We start from the raw sequence: 22434 nt of genomic DNA, 5'->3' as shown, positions 1-22434 counted from the left end.
ATGTAAAATAATGCGTTGTTTTTGCGTATTTATATATGTGAAACGTATTTAGGATTCTACTTGTATTTAAAGAAAAAAAATGTTATAATTTTAACCCGTGAGTATCTAAATAACAATTAGTTTAGATTCTCCTTGTTCTCAATTAGATTAAGAACCAATAGTCCATAAGGAGGTGCAAACAGTCATGACAAATTACGAAATTACTTACATCATCAATCCATCACTTGATGAAGCAGCTAAAAACGAAGTAGTTGAACGCTTTGATAATGTTTTGAAAAATGATGGTGCAGAGATTGTAGATTCAAAAGACTGGTCTAAGCGTCGTTTTGCTTACGAAATTGCTGGTTATACGGAAGGTGTATACCACATCGTAAACATTAAAGCCGACAATGCAGAAGCAATTAACGAGTTTGATCGTCTTGCTAAGATTAATGACGGTATCTTACGTCATCTGATCGTTAAACGTGAAGCTTAATAATTATATAAATAAGAACTAAACAAAAGGAGGAGTAGACTTTGATTAACAATGTCGTGCTTGTAGGTCGTTTGACCAAGGATCCTGATTTACGTTTCACACCGTCTGGCGTTGCAGTTGCTAATTTTACAATTGCTATTGATCGTCGGTTTACAAATCAACAAGGTGAGCGTGAAGCTGATTTTATTAACTGCGTAATGTGGCGTAAACCAGCTGAAAATTTTGCTAACTTTACCCATAAAGGCTCGTTGGTTGGTATTGAAGGCCGTATTCAGACACGTAATTACGAAAACCAGCAAGGTAGTCGTGTTTATGTAACAGAGGTATTGGCAGAAAACTTTAGTTTACTAGAGTCACGCAACCAATCAGAAAGTTATCGCGGCAGCAATCAAGGTAACAACACTCCTAATCAAGGTTCATCATATCCAAGCAATGGTAATCCATACGGAGATCCTGCAGCAAATAATCAGCAACCTACTGGTTTTTCAAACAATGGTGCTAATAACACTAATAATGCCGGTAAAGTTGCAGATCCTTTTGCTAACGATGGCGATAAGATAGATATTGCTGATGATGATTTACCATTCTAAAGGTTAGAGGAGGGAATACAATGGCACAACAACGTAGAGGCGGCGGTCGTCGTCGTCGTAAAGTTGACTTTATCGCTGCTAATCATATTGAATATATTGATTACAAAGACACAGATTTACTAAAACGTTTCGTTTCAGAACGTGGTAAGATTTTACCTCGTCGAGTAACTGGAACTAGCGCTAAAAATCAACGTAAATTAACGATTGCTATTAAGCGTGCACGTATTATGGGCTTGTTACCATTCGTCGCAGAAGACTAATAGACAATTAATATTTTTAAAACCCGATACTTGCTAGACTTTTATCTGTCTAACAAGTATCGGGTTTTTCTGTATACTAAAAAAATTTTAATAAGTTAATTAAGCGATTATGAGTGACTTTAAAATGGGTGTAGACAACGATTCTAATCTGAAGAGAAGTATCTTTTGACAAAAATAATTGAATTGGTTATAATAACCAACATTATATACCAACCGGTCTATATATATAGGAGAGATGAATATGAATAAAAAAAATAGCATTATTGCTAGTGCAGCACAATTGTTTCAGCAACAAGGGATAAATGCGATAGGTATTAAAGAAATCTTAATTGCTAGTCAGGTTCCCAAAGGATCGCTATATTATTATTTTCCAAATGGTAAACGTGAAATTATCATTGAAGCTATTAAATATGTCGGAAATGATTTGTGCAATAACGTTAAAACACAATTAAACTCAGCAGCTAACTTTGAAACTAGCCTGCATAACCTAATTAGCGGGATGATTGAGTCTCTTAAACATGCTAATTGTGTTGGTACCTGGTCATTGAGTTTGATGGTCTTAGAGACAGTACAGGATAAGGAATTAAATGAACTGTGCCAGCAAATTGTTTCAACGCTAAGTAACTTATATACTGAAAAATTAAAAAGTTTTGCTTTGCCAGATGAGACAGCACAACAGTTAGGTTTAACTATTCAAAGTAATATTGAAGGAGCACTACTTACGTGTGTTGCTTTAAATAATACGCAACAATTAGAAATCGTCGAAAAGCAGATTGCCCAGTTAGTTAGGAGCGCTGTAGATGCAAAATAGGAAGAAATATGTTGGTATGTTAATCGTTTTATTGCTAGGGGGGTTTTTATCTCTATTTAATGAAACTATTTTGAATATTGCATTAACTGATTTAATGCAAGTTATGCATGTTAATGCTAGTACAGTACAATGGCTAGCTACAGGCTATATGTTAATTGTCGTTATTATGGTGCCACTGTCAGCTTTGTTATTACGAAAGTTTTCTGTTAAGTGGCTGTATATAGGTGCAATGAGTTTATTCTTATTAGGAACAATTGTTGCTGCTAGTGCGATAAACTTTCCTATTTTACTAATTGCTAGAATGGTTCAAGCTTTAGGGACCGGATTATTAGCTCCAATTATGATGTCAGCAGCTGTTGCAACAACACCCTTAGAAAAAAGAGGTGGCGTAATGGCTCTCTGTACAAGCATAATTTTAGTTGGTCCATCTTTTGGTCCAATTATTTCAGGTTTGATTTTAGAAGTAACAACTTGGCGTATGTTATTTATTTTGTTGATTCCATTAATTGTTATTTGCATTGTTGGAGCATATTATTTATTGGGAAGTCCATTACAGTTAACACAACCTAAAATTGATGTTGTATCTGTAGCATTAATTGCCAGTGGATTAGCATCTACTGTTTACGCAATTAGCATTTTAGATACAGCAATTTTTTGGGGATTTAAATTAGGTCTGTTCGTCTTTGGAATACTATTGCTAATAGGATTTTATTATCGACAACAGTCATTGGTGCATCCTCTATTAAATTTGAAGGTTTTCAAAGAAAAGGCATTTTTATTGGCCACACTGCTAATAATTTTAATTCAAATGATTCAATTTTCAATGAACATTATTTTGCCAATGATTTTAGAAGGTGGCAAGGATTTATCACCGTTACAGTCTGCTTTGGTGTTGTTTCCAGCCGCTATAATTTGTGCTATTATCACAATAATGGCTGGGAGAGTTTATGATGAATATGGTGGAAAATGGTTGATATTTGGCGGACTTTTAATAATGTTATTGGGAATCTGTCTGCAATTAACGATAAACTTGAGTAGTAGTATAATACTAATAACTATTTTTAATAGTTTGCTTTATGCAGGCATTGGTTTTATGTGGTCTCCAAATCAGAGCGATGCTTTGAGCTTATTAGCAGAACGTGATCAAACTGATGGTGTGGCAATTATCAATACTTCAATTCAATTAGGATCAGCGCTTGGAACACCAGTCTTTGTAGTGTTACTTTCTTTAGGAGAAAAACAGACTTTATCTTCAAGTATAAACAAAGGAAAAGCATTGTTTTCAGGATTTCATTGGACTATGTGGTTGGCATTTGTTCTGATTGTTGTCTGTTTAGTATTTGCCAATTTTAAATTTAGACAGATGTCACGTAAATTAAAGTAATAACCAATCATATGAAAATATGTATTGTAACTGAATAGGGCAAGAATTTATTTTCTAGAACGAACGTTTAATGGCAGAAACTTGCTTCTATAAACTTTGTGAGATGAAATAGATTTTAAAAAGTCTGAGCTACTAATAACAAAATTTTGCTGAATGAAAGTAACGAAAAAAGTATTATCACTTGGTCATCTAAGATGATGGAGTAATAATACTTTTTTTTGAGTAAAACAATATTAAGAATCAGAGATTTGACGAATATTATCTACTAGTAGCTGATTAGTTTGAGGAACTATTTCCCAGACTTCAGTAAATCTTGAAATAAAAGCATCGTCATGTTGAGTTTGATTAAAGTCAGCAGATTTTGCTGGATATTCAAACCAATCACGCGCTTGAGCAGTTACCACGATTTTTGGGCGTTCTTTGGAATCATTGCTTTCGCGCTTTAAAGAAACAATTGCAATACTTTCAAGCCGATTTATTTTACCACGGGCACGCCAATTATCAATGATTTTTGCTTGCTTCGTATAATATTGTGGTGTCATTAATTGAGCTAAGGTAGATTTGTCAGTTTGTGTCCATGCATTTTCAACTTGGTAAAATAGTTCAGAAAATTGATCGGCTAATTGATCATCAATTGGATAAGTACCATGAAGTGCCAACTCTTTTTGCCGTTGATTGCGAAAACGTGTAAAGAATTGATAACCAACAAGGCCTACAAAAATAGATGCGAAAATAAAATCACTAATGGGGCTTGGGCGTCCATAGTAATAACCACCGCGATAACGGCCATAATCGCTAGTTGTAGTCCCAGTTCCGCCACCTCCCGTAGTATTACCACCGCCAGTTGCTCCACCAGCACGTGCATAAACTGATGGTATTGGAAAAAAGAATAAGCAGCAGACAGTGAGGATGATAACAACAATTTTTCGTTTCATTACGTTTCTCCGGAATAATAGATAGTAGTATAAAGCTGATTTAGGTGTTTGAAATGTAGCTAACCTTTTTTCTTTATTTTAGCATAAAGATGCTATTAATTGATTAGATAGGAGAGAAGCGTACAAAATAATTAAGACTATAACAATGAAGGCTCAATGACTAAAATTAAAATTAAATTGTTATTAATAAAAAGTGCTTGTTAAATATTGTTAGTCCCGTTAAGATAGCTATTGGATATCTGTAGAGGGGGGAGTTATTGTAATGACTTTGAAGCAAGTAAAAATAGTAACATTCGGCCTGTTATTAGCTAGTGTTATTGCTGGGTTGGATGGGACGATTATTAATACGGCATTGCCAGCAATTATTAGTGATTTACAAGGTATTGAATACATGGGATGGATTGTAGCTGTTTTTTTGTTAGGAATGTCAATTTTTACTCCATTATGGAGTAAGTTGGGCGAAATTATTGGTAACAAAAAAGCGTTTCAACTTTCAGTACTTCTTTTTTTACTAGGAGCATTGTTAGAAGCAACGGCACGCAACATTTTCTTTTTTATTGGGGCACGTACATTAATGGGAATTGGTGCAGGCGGAATGGGTGCTTTACCCTATATCATTATAGGTTATATTTACCAGAACATTAATCAGAGAGCCCGCGTGTTGGGATTGATCTCAGCGAGTTTTAGTATAGGGTCAATTGTAGGTCCATTACTAGGTGGTTGGATTGTAGATGTATTTAGTTGGCACTGGATCTTTTATATTAATATTCCAATTGGATTGATAACTGTTTTTTTGATACAGTTTTCTTATCGAGAGGAAAAAGTAGTTTCAAATACAAAATTTGATTATCTTGGGGCAACACTATTGGTGACAGGGCTGATGTTGCTACTGATTGGTGTACAGTCAGTCGGTTCACTTTCTTGGTATTATGTTCTAATATTATTATTAATTGGCATAATACTACTGATTTGGTTATTTAAAGTGGAAAAACAAGTTGCGACGCCAATTATTCCAGGTCACTTATTTAAAAATACAGCATTAGTAGTTGATTTTTTGCTTTTTTGTTTAGCTTGGGGAGCATCAATTGCATTTAATACGTATGTGCCAATGTGGTCGCAAGGATTATTGGGAGTAGCTGCCCTTGCAGGTGGACTGACTCAAATCCCAGGAGCAATAACTGATTTTGCAGGGGCAAATACTGTGCCGTTTTTGCAGCGAAAATTTCAAGATTTAACAATTGTACAATTTGGATTAATCGGAATTCTGATTTCAATTGTTGGCTTATTGGGAGATGTGAAAACGCCCTATGTTTGGTTATTAGCAATGGGGGCTTTTTATGGATTTGGGGTAGGATTAGTCTTTGTAACTTTACAAATAAGAGTGCAACAAGATGTCGCTTTGAAAGATATGCCAGCTGCAACGTCATTAAGCTATCTCTTAAGAATCTTAGCACAAACATTTATGGCATCTGTTTATGGGGTAGTATTAAATATAAAGTTAGTTCAAGGTGTTGCCAGAGCTGATGGACGCGTGACGATGAGTATGATGAATAAATTAAGTAATGCAGATACAAATAAAAATTTACCAGTTAACTTATTACCGCAATTACGGAATATTTTACATTCCGGAATGCATACAATTATGTTAGTAGCAGCAAGTTTATTAATATTGGCACTTCTTTTTTCTTTCTGGGCTAAGCGTAAACTAATTGTAAAGAAGAATTAAAGTTGGTTTTGCAAATTTATCTATTTTTAAACGATAAAGTTTCACAAAAAGTTCATAAATTCTAAGTACTATATAAACATACCTAATAACAAAAACAATTTTTCATTTACTTTTCTCCCCCTAAAGAAAGTAAATAATTTGTAAAATGTCTTCCCCGAGATATTTTACATAGGTTATAAGAGTTCCCCGACTCATATAACCTAAACATAACTCCTTTTTTCTCTACGGCAAATAACCGTAGGGTTTTTTTTAGAGATAATTAATTAGGAAAACAATGGAAACATTGAAGAAAAAAGATAGTTATTTTGAAAAAGCAACAAAAAATAAGAAAATGTTAAAAAAAGACTTGCAATTTTAATCTAATTTGGTATGATATATTCATCAAAGAAAAAATTAATCTATTTCTAATTTATTATTAAGAAGGGAGTCGGTCGCTATGATGCGTTATATAAGTAGTAGCAACACAGTTGAATCTATTTTAAGCCTAGTCATTATTAGCATGCGTGTTGTGCGATCGAATGTCTCGGTTTATTAAATTAGAGCATTTTAATCCACAGCATGCAGCTTTAAAAAGTTAGCAGCGGTGGATAAAGTATTTAGGAAAGCATCCACCGTAATGAAAGCGGCGGATGCTTTTTTCTTTTTCAATGTTGTCTTACTAATTATATTTTCAAAAGGAGCTAAAATTTATGGAACAAACAACTACAACTACAGCGACTTCAACATCTTCGATGGAGGGTGCTATAAAAAAACAAAAAACGACGGTAAAGGAATATGCATATAACATTTCTGCTGCAATTGCCAATGCAATTTTAGTTACATTAGGAATGGGCTTACTAATGCAAACAATTGCTGGTTTTATAAATTGGCAACCGCTATATCAAGCAGGTACTTTAGCACAAGATCTTTTAGCACCTGCTTTAGGGCTTGCAGTGGCATCACAATTAAATGTTACTACTTTGGTAATGTTTAGTTCTATGATAGCTGCAACAGTTGGTTCAAATGCAGTTCATTTTGTTACAGCAGCAAAGGGAGTCGCAACAGTTACAGCGACAGGTCAAACGGCAGTACAAGCAGCTGGTACAGGTATCTTTACAACTGGGCAACCAGTTTCAGCTGTCGCTGCAGGACTTATTGCAGCTTTGATAGGAAAGTATTTATCTGGTAAGACACCGCTCGATATGGTTTTGGTTCCATTTGGAGCAACTGTGATTGGAACAATCTCAGGATTAGGCTTGGCAGCTGTTGTTACTCCAGCTTTATTGAGCGTAAGTGCATTTATTGCTGAATCTATGAAAGTTAATCCTTTATTAGGTTCGATGTGTATCTCAATGGTGTGGGCACTGTTCTTAATGACACCAGCATCATCGGCAGCATTATCAGTGGCTTTGATGCTTGATCCAATTTCAGCAGCAGCTGCTGCAATTGGTACAACGGCACAGTTTGTTGGTTTTACAGCAATGTCATATAAGCAAAATACTATTGGAGCAAATGTAGCTCAATTTGTTGTAACGCCGAAACTACAATTTCCTAATTTAATCATTAATCCATGGCAATTGTTACCACCAATGGTTTCAGCTATTGTATGTGCACCTCTTGCTACAGTAATGTTAGGATTTAGAGCAACATATACAGTTGGTGGTTTAGGATTAAATTCATTTATTGCACCTATTTATTTCTGGGGTCAAGGAATGGGCACGTTCTTGACTTATGTAGCTTGTGGAATGGTATTGCCAGCAGTTATTTCGGTTGTTGGTTTCAAAGTTATGAAAAAGATGGGCATAGTTCGCGATAACGAATTACATTTGAATATTTTATAATTTTATGAAGTACAATTATAAATTTAATTAAGTAAAAAGCACAGTAACTTTCATTCACTAAGAAAATAACTGAAAAGTTTGATTTCTTGGCGGATAAGGATACTATGCTTTTTTATAAGCATTTGTTTAGAATGACAATAACAGAAGCTTAAGTAGAATAGGAAATATATACTAATTGGTAGTAAATGGTGCTTTCAGAACCAAGTGCTGTTTAAGAAATTAAGGTAACATTCAAAAAATAATTAATTTTTATTTTAGCCTTATTTTAGTTTTGTGTTAGGAACAAACGGAATACATAGAAAATTAAAAGAATAAAAATAGAGAGTAGTACTAGTTCTGTAAATATTTCGAATTACTAATAGTTATCAAAACTAAAAATAAAGAGCGCTTAAAAAACATACTGTAGATTTTTAAGTTTTGTGAAAGTAACAGGACTTTAAGGGCTGTTAACTAGGGTATATTATGGAACCTAAAAAAATAAAGTGTACAATCATCAATAATAATGGAAATATATATAATGGTAATCAAAGAATCCTTTATTATAAGGGGTAGTTAATGCAACTTAAATTGTATTTTGATGTAAAAAGATATTTTGTTTAGTTTTATTTTAGTAAAAATGTTTTGACAATCCACTAAAGTTAATGATATTTTTAACTTGTTTAAGGAAACGTTTACAGAATGCGCATTCAAAAACTTTCTTTATTTTCAAATAAAATTGAAGCATATTGGACAATTTTATTTGAACTAGATTTTCTTTTTTAGTGAAATTTTTGAGTTGAATATCGAAAGTAAATTAGATTTAATGCAAGTTGATTAAAACAATAGGAGGATTTGTAATGACAAAAGTGGTTACACACAAAAAAGGATTACTAAAATTTGGAATTTTATCTATTTCTACAATGTTACAAGATGCAGGTGCAATTTCAGTTGCGGTTGTTGGAATGGTGGGTGCATTTTCTGATCATAGTACAGCATCAGTTCAAGCATTGGTAACTATTCCTTCATTTTCGATGATGTTGTTTATATTACTTAATAGTCTAGTTGTAAAATATATCGGAAAAAGAAATACAGTTATTATTAGTTTATTATTGGCATTAATTGGAGGAGTTGGCCCAGCATTTACTTCTAGTTTTACAGCAATTCAAGTGTTGCGTTTTATTTATGGTGCAGGGACAGGATTATATACCCCGCTTGCGGTTAGTCTTCTTGGAGACTTTTTTTCAGGAGATGAATTACGAAATTTACTAGGTATTCAAGCTGCGGTATCATCTTTTGGTTCTAGTGCAATGACATTTGTTGCTGGTTTATTAGTTGGAATTAAATGGGAAGCATCATTTTGGGTTTATTTTTTGGTTGTTCCAGTACTTATTACTTTTGTTCTTACTTTTCCTAAGAACGCAAATAATGAGCAAAATACTGCAGATAATGAGCAGCAAGTTAAACAACAGTCTATTGCTAAAAGTGAAAATAAAAAATTGCCAGCATTAGTAATTGTTGGAATGTTAATGTTATTTGTTTACTTTAGTACGATAATGGCATTATATACAGATAGTGGTTTAGCAATTAAGCAACTAGCTTTGAGTAATCAAGGATTTTTAGGAACTTCTCTTTCTATTGCTGGTTTATTGAGTGCAGTGCTTTCTATCGCTTATGGACAAATATATAAGTTATTTAAACATTATACACCAGTCATTTTTTTAGTAATTAGTTCTTTAGGTTTTGTTGGTATGATGCATGTTTCTAATATGTTAATGTTCACTGTTTTTGCTGTTATGATTAGTTCTTCTGCACTTCTTATTCCATACGTTTATAGTACAGTACTTGATAGTGCACCAGATTCTTCGAAAAATCTTACAATTTCGCTTGCAATGGTTTTAAATAATCTTGGAGCATATGTTTCACCTTACGTGTTAGCATTTATTGGAAAAACTATTGGGAAAACAGATCCAGTTTCAGCATTTGGAATTTGTACAGTTTTAATGTTGATTTTAGCTACCGTATTCTTTGTTTTAGCTATTAGTCGTAAAAAAGATAAAGTAGCTATAAAAGATTAAGCAAGGATTATATTCTTTTAAAATACTGTCTAGTGATTTATGTAGATTGCTAGGCAGTATTTATATGATTAAATTAAAAATGAAATCCCACTAATGTTATCTTTTTGCAATTTAAACAAAAAGTTTTTTATATTCGCTGTAGCCTTCTTTGTCTAAATCAGCTACTGCAATAAAGCGTAGTGAAGCAGAATTAATGCAGTACCGAAGCCCACCCTTAGCACTAGGTCCATCTGTGAAGATATGGCCTAAATGCGAAGCTGCGTTATGACTTCTTACTTCCGTACGGTGCATTCCAAGCGACCAGTCTGTTTTTTTGGTGATAGCATTTTGCGCAATTGGCTTAGTGAAAGAGGGCCAGCCACAACCGGCATCATATTTATCAAGGGAGCTAAATAAAGGTTCACCACTAACGATATCAACGTAGATGCCATCTTCATAAAAAGCATCATATATGCCACTAAATGGTTTTTCAGTAGCAGCATTTTGAGTAACGTCGAATTGTTCTGGTGATAAGCGTTTTTTGAGCGAGTCTTGTTTTTCCATATCAAAAATGCCTCCATATAATTGTTGGAGCTAATGATACCAATTAATAAAAATAAAGTAAATGATTTAGCTCCATAAAAAACAGCATTATTCCACTTTTCTAAAAGTAAGAATAATGCTGTTTTTATTTAGCTTAGAAATAACTTTTGATTGCTTCTTTGCCAGCAGCGTAACGTAAAATTTCATCAGCACACCGTAAAGAAGATTCTTTGAGAACTTCAATAGAACTTGCTCCAATATGTGGTGTAAGAATTATATTGGAAAGTTTTTGAAAATCTGTTAGCGAATAGGTTGAGCCAGCATCTAAAACATCGAGAGCAGCACCAGCAATTTGTCCATCACGTAAAGCGAGATATAAAGAATCGCTATTTACTAATGCACCACGTGCGGTATTGATAAGATAGGCGGTGCTTTTCATTTTATGAAAGAAGTCTTCAGAAATTATCTCACGAGTTTCAGTTGTTGCAGGAATATGCAAACTAACAATATCAGCTGCAGCAGCAATTTCTGAAAGAGTAGTTTGTTTTCCATACAGTAAATCTTTAGGACGATGGTTATAAACCAGCAGGTTAACGTTAAATGGTTTTAGGAGTTCACTGAATCTTTGAGCAATCTTTCCATATCCTAATAACCCGATGGTTTTATTTTGTAAAAGTTCACCGTCAGGAAAAGCGCCAAGTTGATTGACAGGAAACTGTTTTAATAAGGATAGACAAAAAGTTAATGTTAATTCAGCAACTGAACTAGCGTTTAAACCAGGTGTATAGGTTAAGCGGATATTAGCTTCCTTAATAGCTGCTAAGGGCAGGTTATCAACCCCAACTCCATGACGTGCAATAATTTTAAGGTTAGTAAAAGCAGTTAGGTTAGCTGTTGTTAACTTAGTGGCACGAATAATTAAGGCATACACTTTAGAGAAATCAACTAGTTTTTGTGTAGCTGCAATTGACATTCCTGCAGGGCGAATAAAGATGTGGTAACCTTGCTTTTTTAAAACTTCAATGCCAATATCATTCATTGGATCAACAATATATATAATAGGCATACGCAATCCTCTTTCTTTTCATTTTCAAGATATTATAACATAAGAAAAGATGGACTAGCAGTTAATTAGCTCTTTTGAAAATAATTATAAGGTTTACCATCTTTCAACTAGAAAATTAACTTCGGATTTTTCAGAACCAGTATCATTCTTTTCAGCTTGTGAGATTAATTTACTAATATCTAAGAGTAACTTATTACGAGCATCTTTTGAAAGATTGACAGTGCTATATAAACCACCAACTTTTGTTTCAGTAAGATAATTAGCGTTTTGTTTAGCTTTAGCAATATCTGAAGTAGCAGAATCTAAAAATAGTTGGGTTTTATATAAAAATAATTTAATGAAATCGTTGTCGTGTTTTGCAATCCATTCGCTAGAAATATTTAGATTTTCTTCATGATGCATAAAATCAGTTATAGAAGAATGATCATTTAATTTATAACTGGAATAGTAATATTCTTGTAAATTTTTAACTTGTTTAATAGCAACTAATTCAAGGATATCAACTTCAACTAGCTTCTTTATGGGATAATATAATTGACTAACAGGTACTTTCAATTCTTGGGCAATTTCTTTAATTGTAATTCCTTTTTTGGTATTGGTCACTTTTATAATTGTAATATTTCTTTTGTCTGCTAGAATTTTAGCAAGTTCTGAAACCTCTTTTTCAGACATATAATCACCTCTACAAAACAATAGTAATTTATTGACAAATTTAAATCAAATGATTAGTATTTGTTTAACAATAAAATAATTTTTAGCATTAAATAAAAACAAAAGAAGGATTGTTATGAAAGAAGAGCCATTATTTGAAATTACAGATAAAGCATCAAATATTCAAATTCTAAAAGACGTAGCTAGCAATTTAATTAGTACACTATCAGGGAGTATGTTTAATTTTGCATTAGGTTTGATGCTTTTAAATAATACACATTCTCCATTGAGCTTTGGTTTAGAGATGATTATTATGCCGATAGTTAATATGCTTTTTGTAATTCCAGTGGGCAATCTGGTTGATACATATCCGCATAAGAAAATCATTGTACTGTCGCTTATCTTACGATTAATCGCGCTAGCAAGTTTAGTTATGGTAATTGATTTTTTTCATAATGATGCTCTTTTTATTCCAATTATCGTTTTTGTTTTTATTAATTCAATTACTAATCTAGTTAATACAACAACCTATTCGGCGGCAATTCATGAACTTGTTAATGTTGGAAAAATTCAAACACTTAGCTCATACACACAAGCAGCTAGTGCACTTTCATCAATTGTAGCGCCTGCACTGGGGATGGCTTTGTATGCAATCTTTGGTTTTAGATGGATGATTGTTTTTGAGATAGGAGCAACAAGCGTTTCGTTGTTAATAATCATGAGTATGCGCTTTTTCTATGTTAAACAAAAAAAGATTAAGAAAGATGGTAGTCAAAAAAAGCAGCTTGAAAATTTCAAAGTGGGTATTAATTATATTAAACAACAAAAATTAATTTTAGAAATGATAACAATTGGTGTTTTCGTAAATTTCTTTTTTACAGCATTAAGTATCGGAATGCCTTACATAATTTCTGACCAATTGCATTTAGGAAACGCGCCAATTAGTTATTTAGAAAGTGGTAATGCACTGGGAATGTTGATAGGCAGCTTATTAGTTGGAACTTTTTTAAAGAAAGTGAGTTTTAAAAATAAAATGATTAGCTCTCTTTTGGTAACGATTTTTTCGGTTATGCTATTGGGAATACTATTTGCTTTTTCGATAAATGTTTTTGTAATTAGTACAGTAGGAACGCTAATTATGATGATTTTAGGTTGTTCAATTATAGTATTAAATATCATTACACAAGTTTTTTTACAGATGAAGGTCCCGAGTGAAATTTTAGGTAGAGTTATGTCAACAATCATTACAATAAATACTTCTGCTATGCCAATCGGAACACTAATCTTTACGATTATTTTTGAGAAAGTTAACTCAGGAGCAAGTGTTCTAATTATCTGTGCAGTGATAATGCTAGTATATGTTTTATGGAGAATTCCAACAATAATTAAAATTGCACCAGAAAATGAATGAAAATTATTTTCAACACTATATAGACTAATTGCGATAGACATTTTTCTCTGAGATAGGTTATTATAGTATGGTATAACGAAATTAACAGGGAATGTAAAAAGAGGTTATTAGCTATGGAAAAAATATTGATTGTTGAAGACGAAGAGTCAATTGCGATGATTGAAAAAGATTATTTAGAATTAAGCAACTATAAAACAGAGGTTGTTAAAGATGGAAAAACGGCAATCCAAAAGATTTTAACAGAAAAGTATGATTTAATCTTGCTAGATTTGATGCTTCCTGGGGGAGTAAGCGGACATGAGGTTTGCAAGCAAGTTCGTGATAAGACAGATATCCCTATTATTATGGTAACAGCACGCAAACAATCTTTAGATAAAGTATTAGGTCTCGAAATTGGTGCGGATGACTATATAGCTAAGCCGTTTGATCCGGCTGAACTTGTAGCTCGTGTAAAGGCAAACTTGAAGCAATATGCACGATTAAAAGGTGATAAATCAGATGAAGATATTAAAGAAAAAGAACTAACAGTTGGCAATAATATAGTGATGTATCCAGAAAGTTATCGGGTGTTACAAAATGGCCAAGAGTTGAAATTTCCTAATAAAGAGTTTGAATTATTAAAATTTTTAGTTCAAAATCCTAACTATGTTTTTTCAAAAGAGCAACTTTTTGAACGCATCTGGGGATATGATTATATAGGTGATCCAGCAACGGTGGCAGTGCATATTAATCGAATTCGAGAGAAAGTTGAACAAGATAGTAATAATCCACAAATTATTGAAACAGTTTGGGGGGTTGGCTATCGTTTCAATGGAGGAATGAAATGAGCCTAAAGAGAAGAATCACAACTTCTTATGTAATAATTACCTTAGTAGCATTACTAACATTACTGGGCATCGGCGGAATAGCAATGTTAGGCTATTATGCTAATTATAATGATTCAACGGATATTAGTTATTATCAAGTTGAAAAGAATAGTACCAATGTGAAAAATCTCTTGAGTAATTACACCTATTCTAAGCAAACATATCCGCAATTGGTGAAAAAATTACATCAATATAAGTATCGAGTACGTATTTTTTATCAAAATAGTAATAAAAATATTCATGTAGATAATTTTAGTTCGGATGAATGGTATTTTTTAGATTCTATGACATCACAAGATTATGTGTATACTAAAGCCACGCAATATCAGTGGGGAAGTTCAGCTTTTATTGCACGTGCTTTCAAAGTAAATGGGAAAAAAATTTGTATTGTTACGACAAGGGTAGAAAAATATCGTCAAAAAAAATATTATCGCCATTTAACTAAAATTGATTTACGAAACCGAATTATTTTTACACTTATTGCCGGTGTTTTAATAATTGCGATTGTATTGGCAACGATTTTCTTCTTTAGTCGGCGAACGTTGAGTCGAATTATGCGTCCGTTAGATAAATTAGTTAGTGCATCAAAGAGAATTGAAAAAGGTAAAGAGTTTGTACCGATTGTGTATAATGGTGGCGATTATGAAATGGAAGTTTTAATTAAATCGTTCAATGACATGCAAGAAAGTATTAAACGTTATATGGAAAAAAATTCTGCATATGAAAGAGCACGAACTAAAATGATCTCAGGAATTTCGCATGATTTGAATACGCCATTAACGTCGATTAAAGGGTGTTTGAAGGGGATTTTAGATGGAGTAGCGCGAACCCCGCAAAGACGAGATCAATATATTCAAATCGCATATAACAAAGTTGGTGAAATGGAAACTTTATTACAGCAACTGTTCTATTTGTCCAAACTAGAAACAGGTAATATGCCGATTAATATCCAAACGATAGATTTAGTAGATTTTATAAGGCATATTAATGAAATTAATAAATTAACTTGGGGAGAACGAAATGCACAAGTTAATTTGAACTATGATAAAAAATCACATCAAGTAAAAGTTGATGCCGATCAATTACAGCGCGTATTTATTAATATTATAGAAAACAGTATAAAATATAACGACAAAAAGCAAACCTTTGTTAATATTAGAATAGAAGAAAGTGGTCAATATGAATTATTGGAAATTCTAGATAATGGCCCAGGAGTTCCTGAAAATAAATTAAATGAAGTTTTCAGTGAGTTTTATCGCGTAGATGAGTCACGTAATACTAATACAGAGGGTAGTGGCTTAGGTTTATATATTGCAAAAACGATTATAATGCAGTCAGGTGGAAAGATAACAGCAACTAATGATAATGGATTAAAAATTTCTATTTACCTACCTAGAGTAAATTAATCGTAGTATATCTGATGTAACAGTAAGAACTGTAACAAGTTAGAAAAGCACAATTAATTCCAAAATAAAACAGCACTTTCAAGCCAAATCATTTCAAGCTTGAAGGTGCTGTTTTGCTATTAATATTTTAGCGAATTGGATAAGAATAAAAAAATATTATTCTTCACTACCCAATAAACGACCAGCAAAGGCGGCAATGGCTGCTCCTAAAGTTGGTGCAATTAAGTATACCCAATAATGCGCTAGACCTGAACCACCAGCGAATAAAGCGGGGCCTAAACTACGAGCAGCATTTAATGAGGCGCCCGTTAAGTTAAGTAAAACCATAATCATTAAGGAAAGTGTTACCCCGATAGCAATAGGAGCTAAGTCGGCATTGCCATACTTATTGCTTGTAACCATTAGAATAACTAAAACAAAAATAAAGGTTGCTAATGTTTCAATACCAAAAGCTTGCATAGCAGTTAACTTTGTAAAGTCTGTTTGCCCAAAGCCATTTTTAGTAAGGTTCAGTGCATGAATATAAATTGATAAAATAGCTGAAGCGACAATTGAACCTAATGCTTGTGCAACAATATAAAAAATTCCGTCTTTAATATCAAGACGTTTATTGATAACCATAGCAACCGTAACACCTGGATTAAAATGGCCACCTGAGATACCACCAACGGCAAATGCCATAACAGTAACGGCAAGACCAAACGCAAGAGCAATGGCCAACAAGTCACCTTTACCAACCACAACTGTTCCGGTTCCAACAAAAACTAAGACAAAAGTGCCAATAAATTCTGCAAAATACTTTCTCATATTTTCTCCTCTTTTCATAATTCAATCCTATCCCACTAAAAGTATATAAAAATATATATTTTGTGTAAAGTAATATGTCTTTACGTAAGCGCCATATAGCAAGGTGGTTGGAAAATTCATTTAACAAAGAAGATTTATATATTATTGAATGATTAAATAAAGATAATGTATTTAGTCTTAAAAAATAATATCTTTAGAAATTCTTAAGGGCATTAAAAAATTTGAAATGTGTTTGTAATTTGTTTAAATTTATGTGATATAATTCCAACAAGTTTTGATACAAGAAAATAATATAGAACTGTAACTACTGTAGATTCAGGGAATTTTGAATACTGCTACAGCTATATTAGCAAGGGGCGATTGTTAATATATTATTAACTTGTTTTTGTTGTTAGCTAAGGAGTATTTATTAAGAAGGGGAATAAAATATGTGTGGTTTTGTCGGTTGTCTTACAGCAACGCCGAATACAAGCATCTGTAACGATCAGGAACTTGTAAAGAAAATGAATGCGATGATTGTTCATCGAGGTCCCGATGATTCTGGTTATTTTGAAGATGAAGATATAACAATGGGATTCAGAAGATTGAGTATTATAGATCTTGCAGGTGGTCATCAACCTCTTTCGTATGCAAAAGAACGTTATTGGATGACTTTTAATGGTGAAATTTATAACTATATTGAAATACGTAATAGATTAAAGCAAGAAGGCTATGCATTTGAAACTGATTCGGATTCTGAAGTTATTTTAGCATTGTATGCTAAGTATAAGGAAAAGTGTGTTGAACATCTACGAGGGATGTTTGCTTTTGTTATTTGGGATAAGGAAACAAGGACAATGTTTGCGGCTAGAGATCATTTTGGAATTAAGCCGCTATATTATGCAGAACAAGAGGATAAATTTTATTATGCATCTGAGGGAAAAGCTATTTACAAAGTTTTAGAAAATAAGCATTTTGACGAGCAAACATTGCAAGATTATATGACTTTTCAATTTGTGCCAGAACCTAAAACTTTGACAAAGGAAATACAGATGTTGTTGCCGGGGTCCTATTTGATTAAAGAATATGGAAAGAAAGCTGTTGTAAAGCGATATTTTACTCCGCAATTTACACCGATTATTCGTCCCGAAGCTGAGTACATTAAAAAAGTACGTAACGTTTTAATTGATTCAGTTTCAAAACATATGCGTGCCGATGTTCCTGTGGGTTCTTTTTTATCAGGTGGTATTGATTCATCGATTGTTGTCGCATTAGCTAGTCAAATTAATGCTAATATTAAGACTTTTTCAGTTGGCTTTGAGCGCAGTGGTTACAACGAAATAGATGTTGCTAAAGAAACAGCTGCAAGATTAGGTGTGGAAAATTTCAGTTCGATTATAACTCCTAAAAGCTTTGTTGAGGCTTTTCCGCATTTTATTTGGAATATGGATGATCCTTTGGCAGATCCAGCAGCGGTGCCTCAGTATTTTGTTGCTAAAGAAGCTCATAAACAAGTAAAAGTTGCTTTGACAGGAGAAGGTGCAGATGAATTATTTGGTGGATATGCGATTTATCACGAGCCAAAATCATTAGAAGTGTTTAATCATACAAAAAAAATCAATGGAATTTTAAATGCTTTGGCAAAAATTATGCCAGAAGGAATCAAAGGACGTGGTTTTTTATTACGTGGGACAACGCCTCTAGAGGATAGGTACGTCGGGAATGCATTTATCTTTGATGAACAAGAAAAGCAGTGCTTTTTAAAATGTTATGATTCAAATAATGAATTTAAGAAAGTTACAGCTCCATACTATCAACAAGCAAAAGATTGTGATCCAATAACACAGATGCAGTTTGTAGATATGAATCAGTGGTTAAATGGGGATTTGCTGCATAATGCTGATCGAACAACGTTGGCACATAGTTTGGAACTTCGCACACCTTTTCTTGATAAGGAAGTTTTTGCTGTGGCTAGTGAAATACCAGCAGATTTGCGTATTATTCATCATACTACTAAGCATATCTTGCGCCAGGCTGTAAGAGGAATAGTTCCAGATCATGTTTTATTTCGAAAAAAATTAGGTTTTCCAGTTCCATTACGTTTTTGGCTTCGCGATGAACTTTATGATTGGGCTAAAAATATTATTTTAGAATCAAAGACAGATGAATATTTGAATAAAGCGTATTTTTTGAAACTGCTAGATTGTCATCGTAGTAAAAAGAAAGATTATTCACGTAAATTATGGACAGCAATCTCATTTATGATGTGGCATAAAATTTATGTTGAAAATACTGAATTGCTAGATTCAGTTAGTATGTAAAAAGACGTATTCTACATTTAGACATAGGCTACGTCTTTGAAGTTTAATGAATTTTTTGCGAATATTTAATGATTAAAAACCAACTAATTAAATAATTAACTTTGAATTAGATGTGATAAAGGGTTTCTTGTGGTATAGTTAATTACTGTAAGAAAATAGGGAGGTTATTAATGTGATTATTTCATATCTCGCCTTAAACTATGCGAATGTCTTATTCATATACGTTGTTTTGATTGCAGTTGCACTTATTGCGCTCCATTTTTTCAAAAAGATGGTTCAAGCTTTTAAGCAAACAGATGCATATAAGGGTTTAACTTCAGAGGATGTTAACGAATTTCGTAAGTTAAAGGAAGCTGACAAATCCTTTACCAAATTAACATTGGTTGTATTAGGTGCTGTTTTAGCGATTGTTATTATAACATTTTTCTTGGGAGTTTCTTCAATTAGTCAAGTTCTAATGGAAGTATTCTTCTATGCTGTAGCATTTGCAGCATTGGTGGTATATTACCGTAAAGATGAAAACATAAAAAAACGCGCTGAATTACTTGGAATCGATAAAGAAAAAGATTTTAAGCAGCATTTAAATGTGTTAAAATTACGCGGTTTAAGCTGTAGTGTTGGGATTGTTATTGCCCTTGCGGGTATTGTAACAGCATATTCTATGATACCAGCAATCTTTTCATATTTTTCTATCTAAAGAACAGAAAAGAGTTTAATAAGAAGCAGAACAGTTCATAGCTATAGTAAAAGCTCCTCTAAATGGAAATTGAATCCAATTTAGAGGAGCTTTTTACTGGTTAAATACAACTTTATAAAAATTAAAGAGATAGTACAGATGATGCACTGGAAAGAGTGAATGATTTAACCTGACCATTATTGTGGACATAAACTTTTGAAGTCCCGTTTAAACCCTTAGTGGATAAAGCAATAGTATTGCCATTACGTGTAGCAGTAACGTGACCGACAGGCTTACCCTTTTCGTTAACGATCCGAGTAGTTTCCTTAGAGCTGTCTGTAAATTCATATAAGTGGATATCAGGAGCGTTTGAGTAATCATATTCAGCATGCTCTGCGTTTGGATTTCGTAGGATAATACTATTTTCGCGCGCTAAGAGTGGCAAGGTAAGATTATCGTAAATTTCACTAAACCATTCGCCATTTGCCACATCGTAGGTTTTTTCAGTGAGAATATTGGTCCACTTGCCAGCTGGTAAATAATATTTCACAGAACCTTCAGCGTTAAAAATTGGAGCAACTAGTAGTTTACTACCAAGCATGTACTCACGTTCAAGGTAGTAGGTATTGCGATCGTTAGTATATTCTAAAAAGATAGGACGCATTAATGGTGTTCCAGTTTCATGAGTGTTCACGGCTTCATTAAATAGGTATGGCATCAAAGAAAGCTTTAAGTCAACGAATTTCTTTGTATTAGCTACAGCTTCTTCATCAAAGACCCAAGGTACCTTATATTGTCCACTACCATGGTAACGGGAATGAGAAGATAGTAACCCAAATTGAGTCCAACGTTTATATAGATCTGGAGTTGCTTGTTCCTCAAATCCACTGATGTCGTGAGCCCAGAAACCAAAACCAGATAGTAAGAATGAAAGGCCTCCACGAAGAGAGTCAGCCATTGATTTATAACGTGATAGGCAGTCGCCTCCCCAATGAACTGGGAATTTTTGTGAGCCAACAGTTGCAGAACGAGCAAAAACGGTTGCTTGTTGGTCACCTTTTTCTTGTTTAATCAAATCAAAAACGCTTTGATTATACTGATATGTGTAATAATTATGTTCACGTTTTGGATCAGAGCCATCATAGAAAACAGCATCATCAACAGGGATGCGTTCACCAAAATCCGTTTTGAAGCAATCAACCCCCATGTCAAGAAGGGCTTTTAATTTAGCTTGATACCACTTAACAGCATCTGGATTAGTAAAATCGACAAAACCATTGCCAGCTTGCCAGAGATCCCATTGCCAAATATTACCGTCTTTTCTTTTAATGAAGTAACCTTTTTCTTGGCCTTCTTTAAATAGCTGTGATTTTTGGGCGATGTATGGATTAATCCATACGCAGACTTTGATACCACGGTTGTGAATTTTTTTGATTAATCCTTTAGGGTCGGGGAATTGTTCTTTATCCCAGAGCAGAGTACACCATTCAAAGCCTTTTTGCCAGAAGCAATCAAAGTGAAAGACATCTAACGGTATTTTACGCTCGTGCATGCCATCAATAAACTTCAGGACAGTTTCTTCGCTATAATTAGTAGTAAATGAGGTTGAAAGCCAAAGCCCAAACGACCATGCTGGTGGAAGGGCTACAGGGCCAGTTAAACGAGTATATTTATTTAGGACATCTTTAGGAGTTGGTCCATCAATAATAAAGTATTGAAGACTTTCACCTTCAACGCTGAATTGAGTTCTATCAACGTTTTCGGAAGCGATTTCAAAAGAGACTGTTTCAGGTTGATTAACAAAGACCCCATAACCTTCGCTACTAAGGTAGAAAGGTATATTTTTGTAGGCCTGTTCACTGCCCGTTCCACCATCTTTATTAATGATATCAACAGTCTGTCCGTTCTTTACGAATGCAGTGAAGCGTTCACCTAATCCGTAGATTAATTCATCAACACCCATAGACAATTGTTCACGCATATAATGTTTACCAGTTGACTTATCATAGATAACACCTTCAGCGTTTTCCATGGACTTGGTAATTTCTTTATTTTTATGCAAAAAATTAAGTTCAAAATGTGATTTGAATGGTACCTTGGCTGTTAAATCTCCTGACTTAAAGGAAAGAGAGTTATCGTTTGTAGTAATTTCAATTTTTGGATGTTCATTTTCTAATTCATACGAAGGAGTTTTAGCATTTTGATCAAAGTGAATAAGTTTAACACCAATGACGCCTTCAAGAGGAGACGTTAGTTCAATTGTTGACATTCCAAGATTTAATTCATCGCCCCGTTCGTTGACATATTTAAACGGTGCATAAAGGACTAATTTATCGTTTGATTTACGATAATCGAAAACCTCTTTTGGTGATTGAATCTCGAATTGAGGTTGGTTGAGCCAATAGCCATCAGTAAATTTCATAAAAAACACCTCGGGTTAATAATATTAGGAAATTGAATTAATTAATTATCACAAATAGTGTAAGACGGTTAGTTTGTTTTGTCAACTATTTCATTACACAGTTATTTTTTTGCTCAAAAAGGCAGGCGAAATCCACTTATTTAAACATTTCAAAAGTTGGTTGTATAAATAAACAATTCTCGTTGACAAAAGAAAGCGCTTACCATAAAATGGACGATAGGAAGTTGAACTAATTAATGATCATAATATTTT

General features: G+C 33.4%; 19 protein-coding genes. 13 read left to right on the top strand and 6 right to left on the bottom strand.

Annotation, left to right across the window (positions count from 1 at the left end):
- Positions 1-184: 184 nt before the first annotated feature.
- From rpsF to LB941_RS06915, 5 genes are all read left to right on the top strand, one after another.
- Positions 185-475 carry a 30S ribosomal protein S6 gene (rpsF, locus tag LB941_RS06935; RefSeq protein ID WP_253360627.1) on the top strand — a complete coding sequence of 97 codons (291 nt, stop codon included), beginning with the start codon at positions 185-187 and terminating at the stop codon, positions 473-475.
- 41 nt (positions 476-516) lie between these two features.
- A complete protein-coding gene (gene ssb, locus LB941_RS06930; protein WP_253360624.1) occupies positions 517-1065 on the top strand; it encodes a single-stranded DNA-binding protein in 549 nt (182 codons plus the stop codon).
- Positions 1066-1085: 20 nt separating this feature from the next.
- Positions 1086-1325: a 30S ribosomal protein S18 gene (gene rpsR, locus LB941_RS06925; RefSeq protein ID WP_253360622.1), complete on the top strand. Its 240-nt coding sequence runs from the start codon at positions 1086-1088 to the stop codon at positions 1323-1325.
- Positions 1326-1566: 241 nt separating this feature from the next.
- On the top strand, positions 1567-2136 hold the full coding sequence (locus LB941_RS06920) for a TetR/AcrR family transcriptional regulator (protein ID WP_253360620.1): 570 nt from the start codon (positions 1567-1569) through the stop codon (positions 2134-2136).
- Complete coding sequence (locus LB941_RS06915; protein WP_253360617.1) at positions 2126-3520, top strand: MFS transporter; 1395 nt, start codon at positions 2126-2128, stop codon at positions 3518-3520. The genes LB941_RS06920 and LB941_RS06915 overlap by 11 nt, the downstream gene beginning before the upstream one ends.
- 233 nt (positions 3521-3753) lie before the next feature.
- Here the strand turns inward: LB941_RS06915 and LB941_RS06910 are convergent, their stop codons facing one another.
- Complete coding sequence (locus LB941_RS06910) at positions 3754-4455, bottom strand: TIM44-like domain-containing protein (protein ID WP_253360615.1); 702 nt, start codon at positions 4453-4455, stop codon at positions 3754-3756.
- Positions 4456-4717: 262 nt separating this feature from the next.
- Between LB941_RS06910 and LB941_RS06905 the strand changes: the two genes are divergently transcribed.
- The 3 genes from LB941_RS06905 to LB941_RS06895 all read left to right on the top strand — a co-directional run bounded on the left by LB941_RS06905 (position 4718) and on the right by LB941_RS06895 (position 10055).
- The gene (locus tag LB941_RS06905) at positions 4718-6181 is read left to right on the top strand and encodes an MFS transporter (RefSeq protein WP_253360613.1); all 1464 of its coding nucleotides are present in this window, start codon (positions 4718-4720) and stop codon (positions 6179-6181) included.
- 689 nt (positions 6182-6870) lie between these two features.
- Positions 6871-8001: a PTS sugar transporter subunit IIC gene (locus tag LB941_RS06900; protein ID WP_253360611.1), complete on the top strand. Its 1131-nt coding sequence runs from the start codon at positions 6871-6873 to the stop codon at positions 7999-8001.
- 836 nt (positions 8002-8837) lie between these two features.
- A complete protein-coding gene (locus LB941_RS06895) occupies positions 8838-10055 on the top strand; it encodes an MFS transporter (RefSeq protein WP_253360609.1) in 1218 nt (405 codons plus the stop codon).
- Between the two features lie 111 nt (positions 10056-10166).
- Here LB941_RS06895 and msrB read toward each other — a convergent pair whose 3' ends face one another.
- The 3 genes from msrB to LB941_RS06880 form a co-directional block, all read right to left on the bottom strand.
- Positions 10167-10598 carry a peptide-methionine (R)-S-oxide reductase MsrB gene (gene msrB / locus LB941_RS06890; protein ID WP_253360607.1) on the bottom strand — a complete coding sequence of 144 codons (432 nt, stop codon included), beginning with the start codon at positions 10596-10598 and terminating at the stop codon, positions 10167-10169.
- A 133-nt stretch (positions 10599-10731) separates the two neighbouring features.
- Positions 10732-11643 carry an NAD(P)-dependent oxidoreductase gene (locus tag LB941_RS06885; protein WP_253360605.1) on the bottom strand — a complete coding sequence of 304 codons (912 nt, stop codon included), beginning with the start codon at positions 11641-11643 and terminating at the stop codon, positions 10732-10734.
- A gap of 93 nt (positions 11644-11736) precedes the next feature.
- Positions 11737-12315, bottom strand: coding sequence for a winged helix-turn-helix domain-containing protein (locus LB941_RS06880; RefSeq protein WP_253360603.1), 579 nt, complete (start codon positions 12313-12315; stop codon positions 11737-11739).
- Positions 12316-12430: 115 nt separating this feature from the next.
- Between LB941_RS06880 and LB941_RS06875 the strand changes: the two genes are divergently transcribed.
- The 3 genes from LB941_RS06875 (at position 12431) to LB941_RS06865 (ending at position 15977) form a co-directional block, all read left to right on the top strand.
- On the top strand, positions 12431-13705 hold the full coding sequence (locus tag LB941_RS06875) for an MFS transporter (RefSeq protein ID WP_253360601.1): 1275 nt from the start codon (positions 12431-12433) through the stop codon (positions 13703-13705).
- 113 nt (positions 13706-13818) lie between these two features.
- A complete protein-coding gene (locus LB941_RS06870; RefSeq protein WP_253360599.1) occupies positions 13819-14532 on the top strand; it encodes a response regulator transcription factor in 714 nt (237 codons plus the stop codon).
- Positions 14529-15977 (top strand): sensor histidine kinase, encoded by a 1449-nt coding sequence (locus LB941_RS06865; protein WP_253360597.1) that lies wholly within the window; start codon positions 14529-14531, stop codon positions 15975-15977. Before LB941_RS06870 ends, LB941_RS06865 begins: the two co-directional genes overlap by 4 nt.
- A 156-nt stretch (positions 15978-16133) precedes the next feature.
- On the opposite strand, the gene LB941_RS06860 is transcribed toward LB941_RS06865, so the two are convergent.
- Entirely contained in the window at positions 16134-16784 is a 651-nt protein-coding gene (locus tag LB941_RS06860) for an MIP/aquaporin family protein (protein WP_253360595.1), read from the bottom strand.
- A 428-nt stretch (positions 16785-17212) separates the two neighbouring features.
- Between LB941_RS06860 and asnB the strand changes: the two genes are divergently transcribed.
- Positions 17213-19084 (top strand): asparagine synthase (glutamine-hydrolyzing), encoded by a 1872-nt coding sequence (asnB, locus tag LB941_RS06855; protein ID WP_253360593.1) that lies wholly within the window; start codon positions 17213-17215, stop codon positions 19082-19084.
- Positions 19085-19256: 172 nt separating this feature from the next.
- Positions 19257-19781 (top strand): hypothetical protein, encoded by a 525-nt coding sequence (locus LB941_RS06850; protein ID WP_253360591.1) that lies wholly within the window; start codon positions 19257-19259, stop codon positions 19779-19781.
- Between the two features lie 121 nt (positions 19782-19902).
- Here the strand turns inward: LB941_RS06850 and yicI are convergent, their stop codons facing one another.
- Positions 19903-22182, bottom strand: coding sequence for an alpha-xylosidase (gene yicI / locus LB941_RS06845; RefSeq protein WP_253360589.1), 2280 nt, complete (start codon positions 22180-22182; stop codon positions 19903-19905).
- Positions 22183-22434 lie beyond the last annotated feature (252 nt).

Origin of the sequence: Ligilactobacillus ubinensis, assembly GCF_024160875.1 — a bacterium.
Classification (GTDB): Bacteria; Bacillota; Bacilli; order Lactobacillales; family Lactobacillaceae; genus Ligilactobacillus; species Ligilactobacillus ubinensis.
This window is presented reverse-complemented; position numbering and strand designations above follow the sequence as displayed.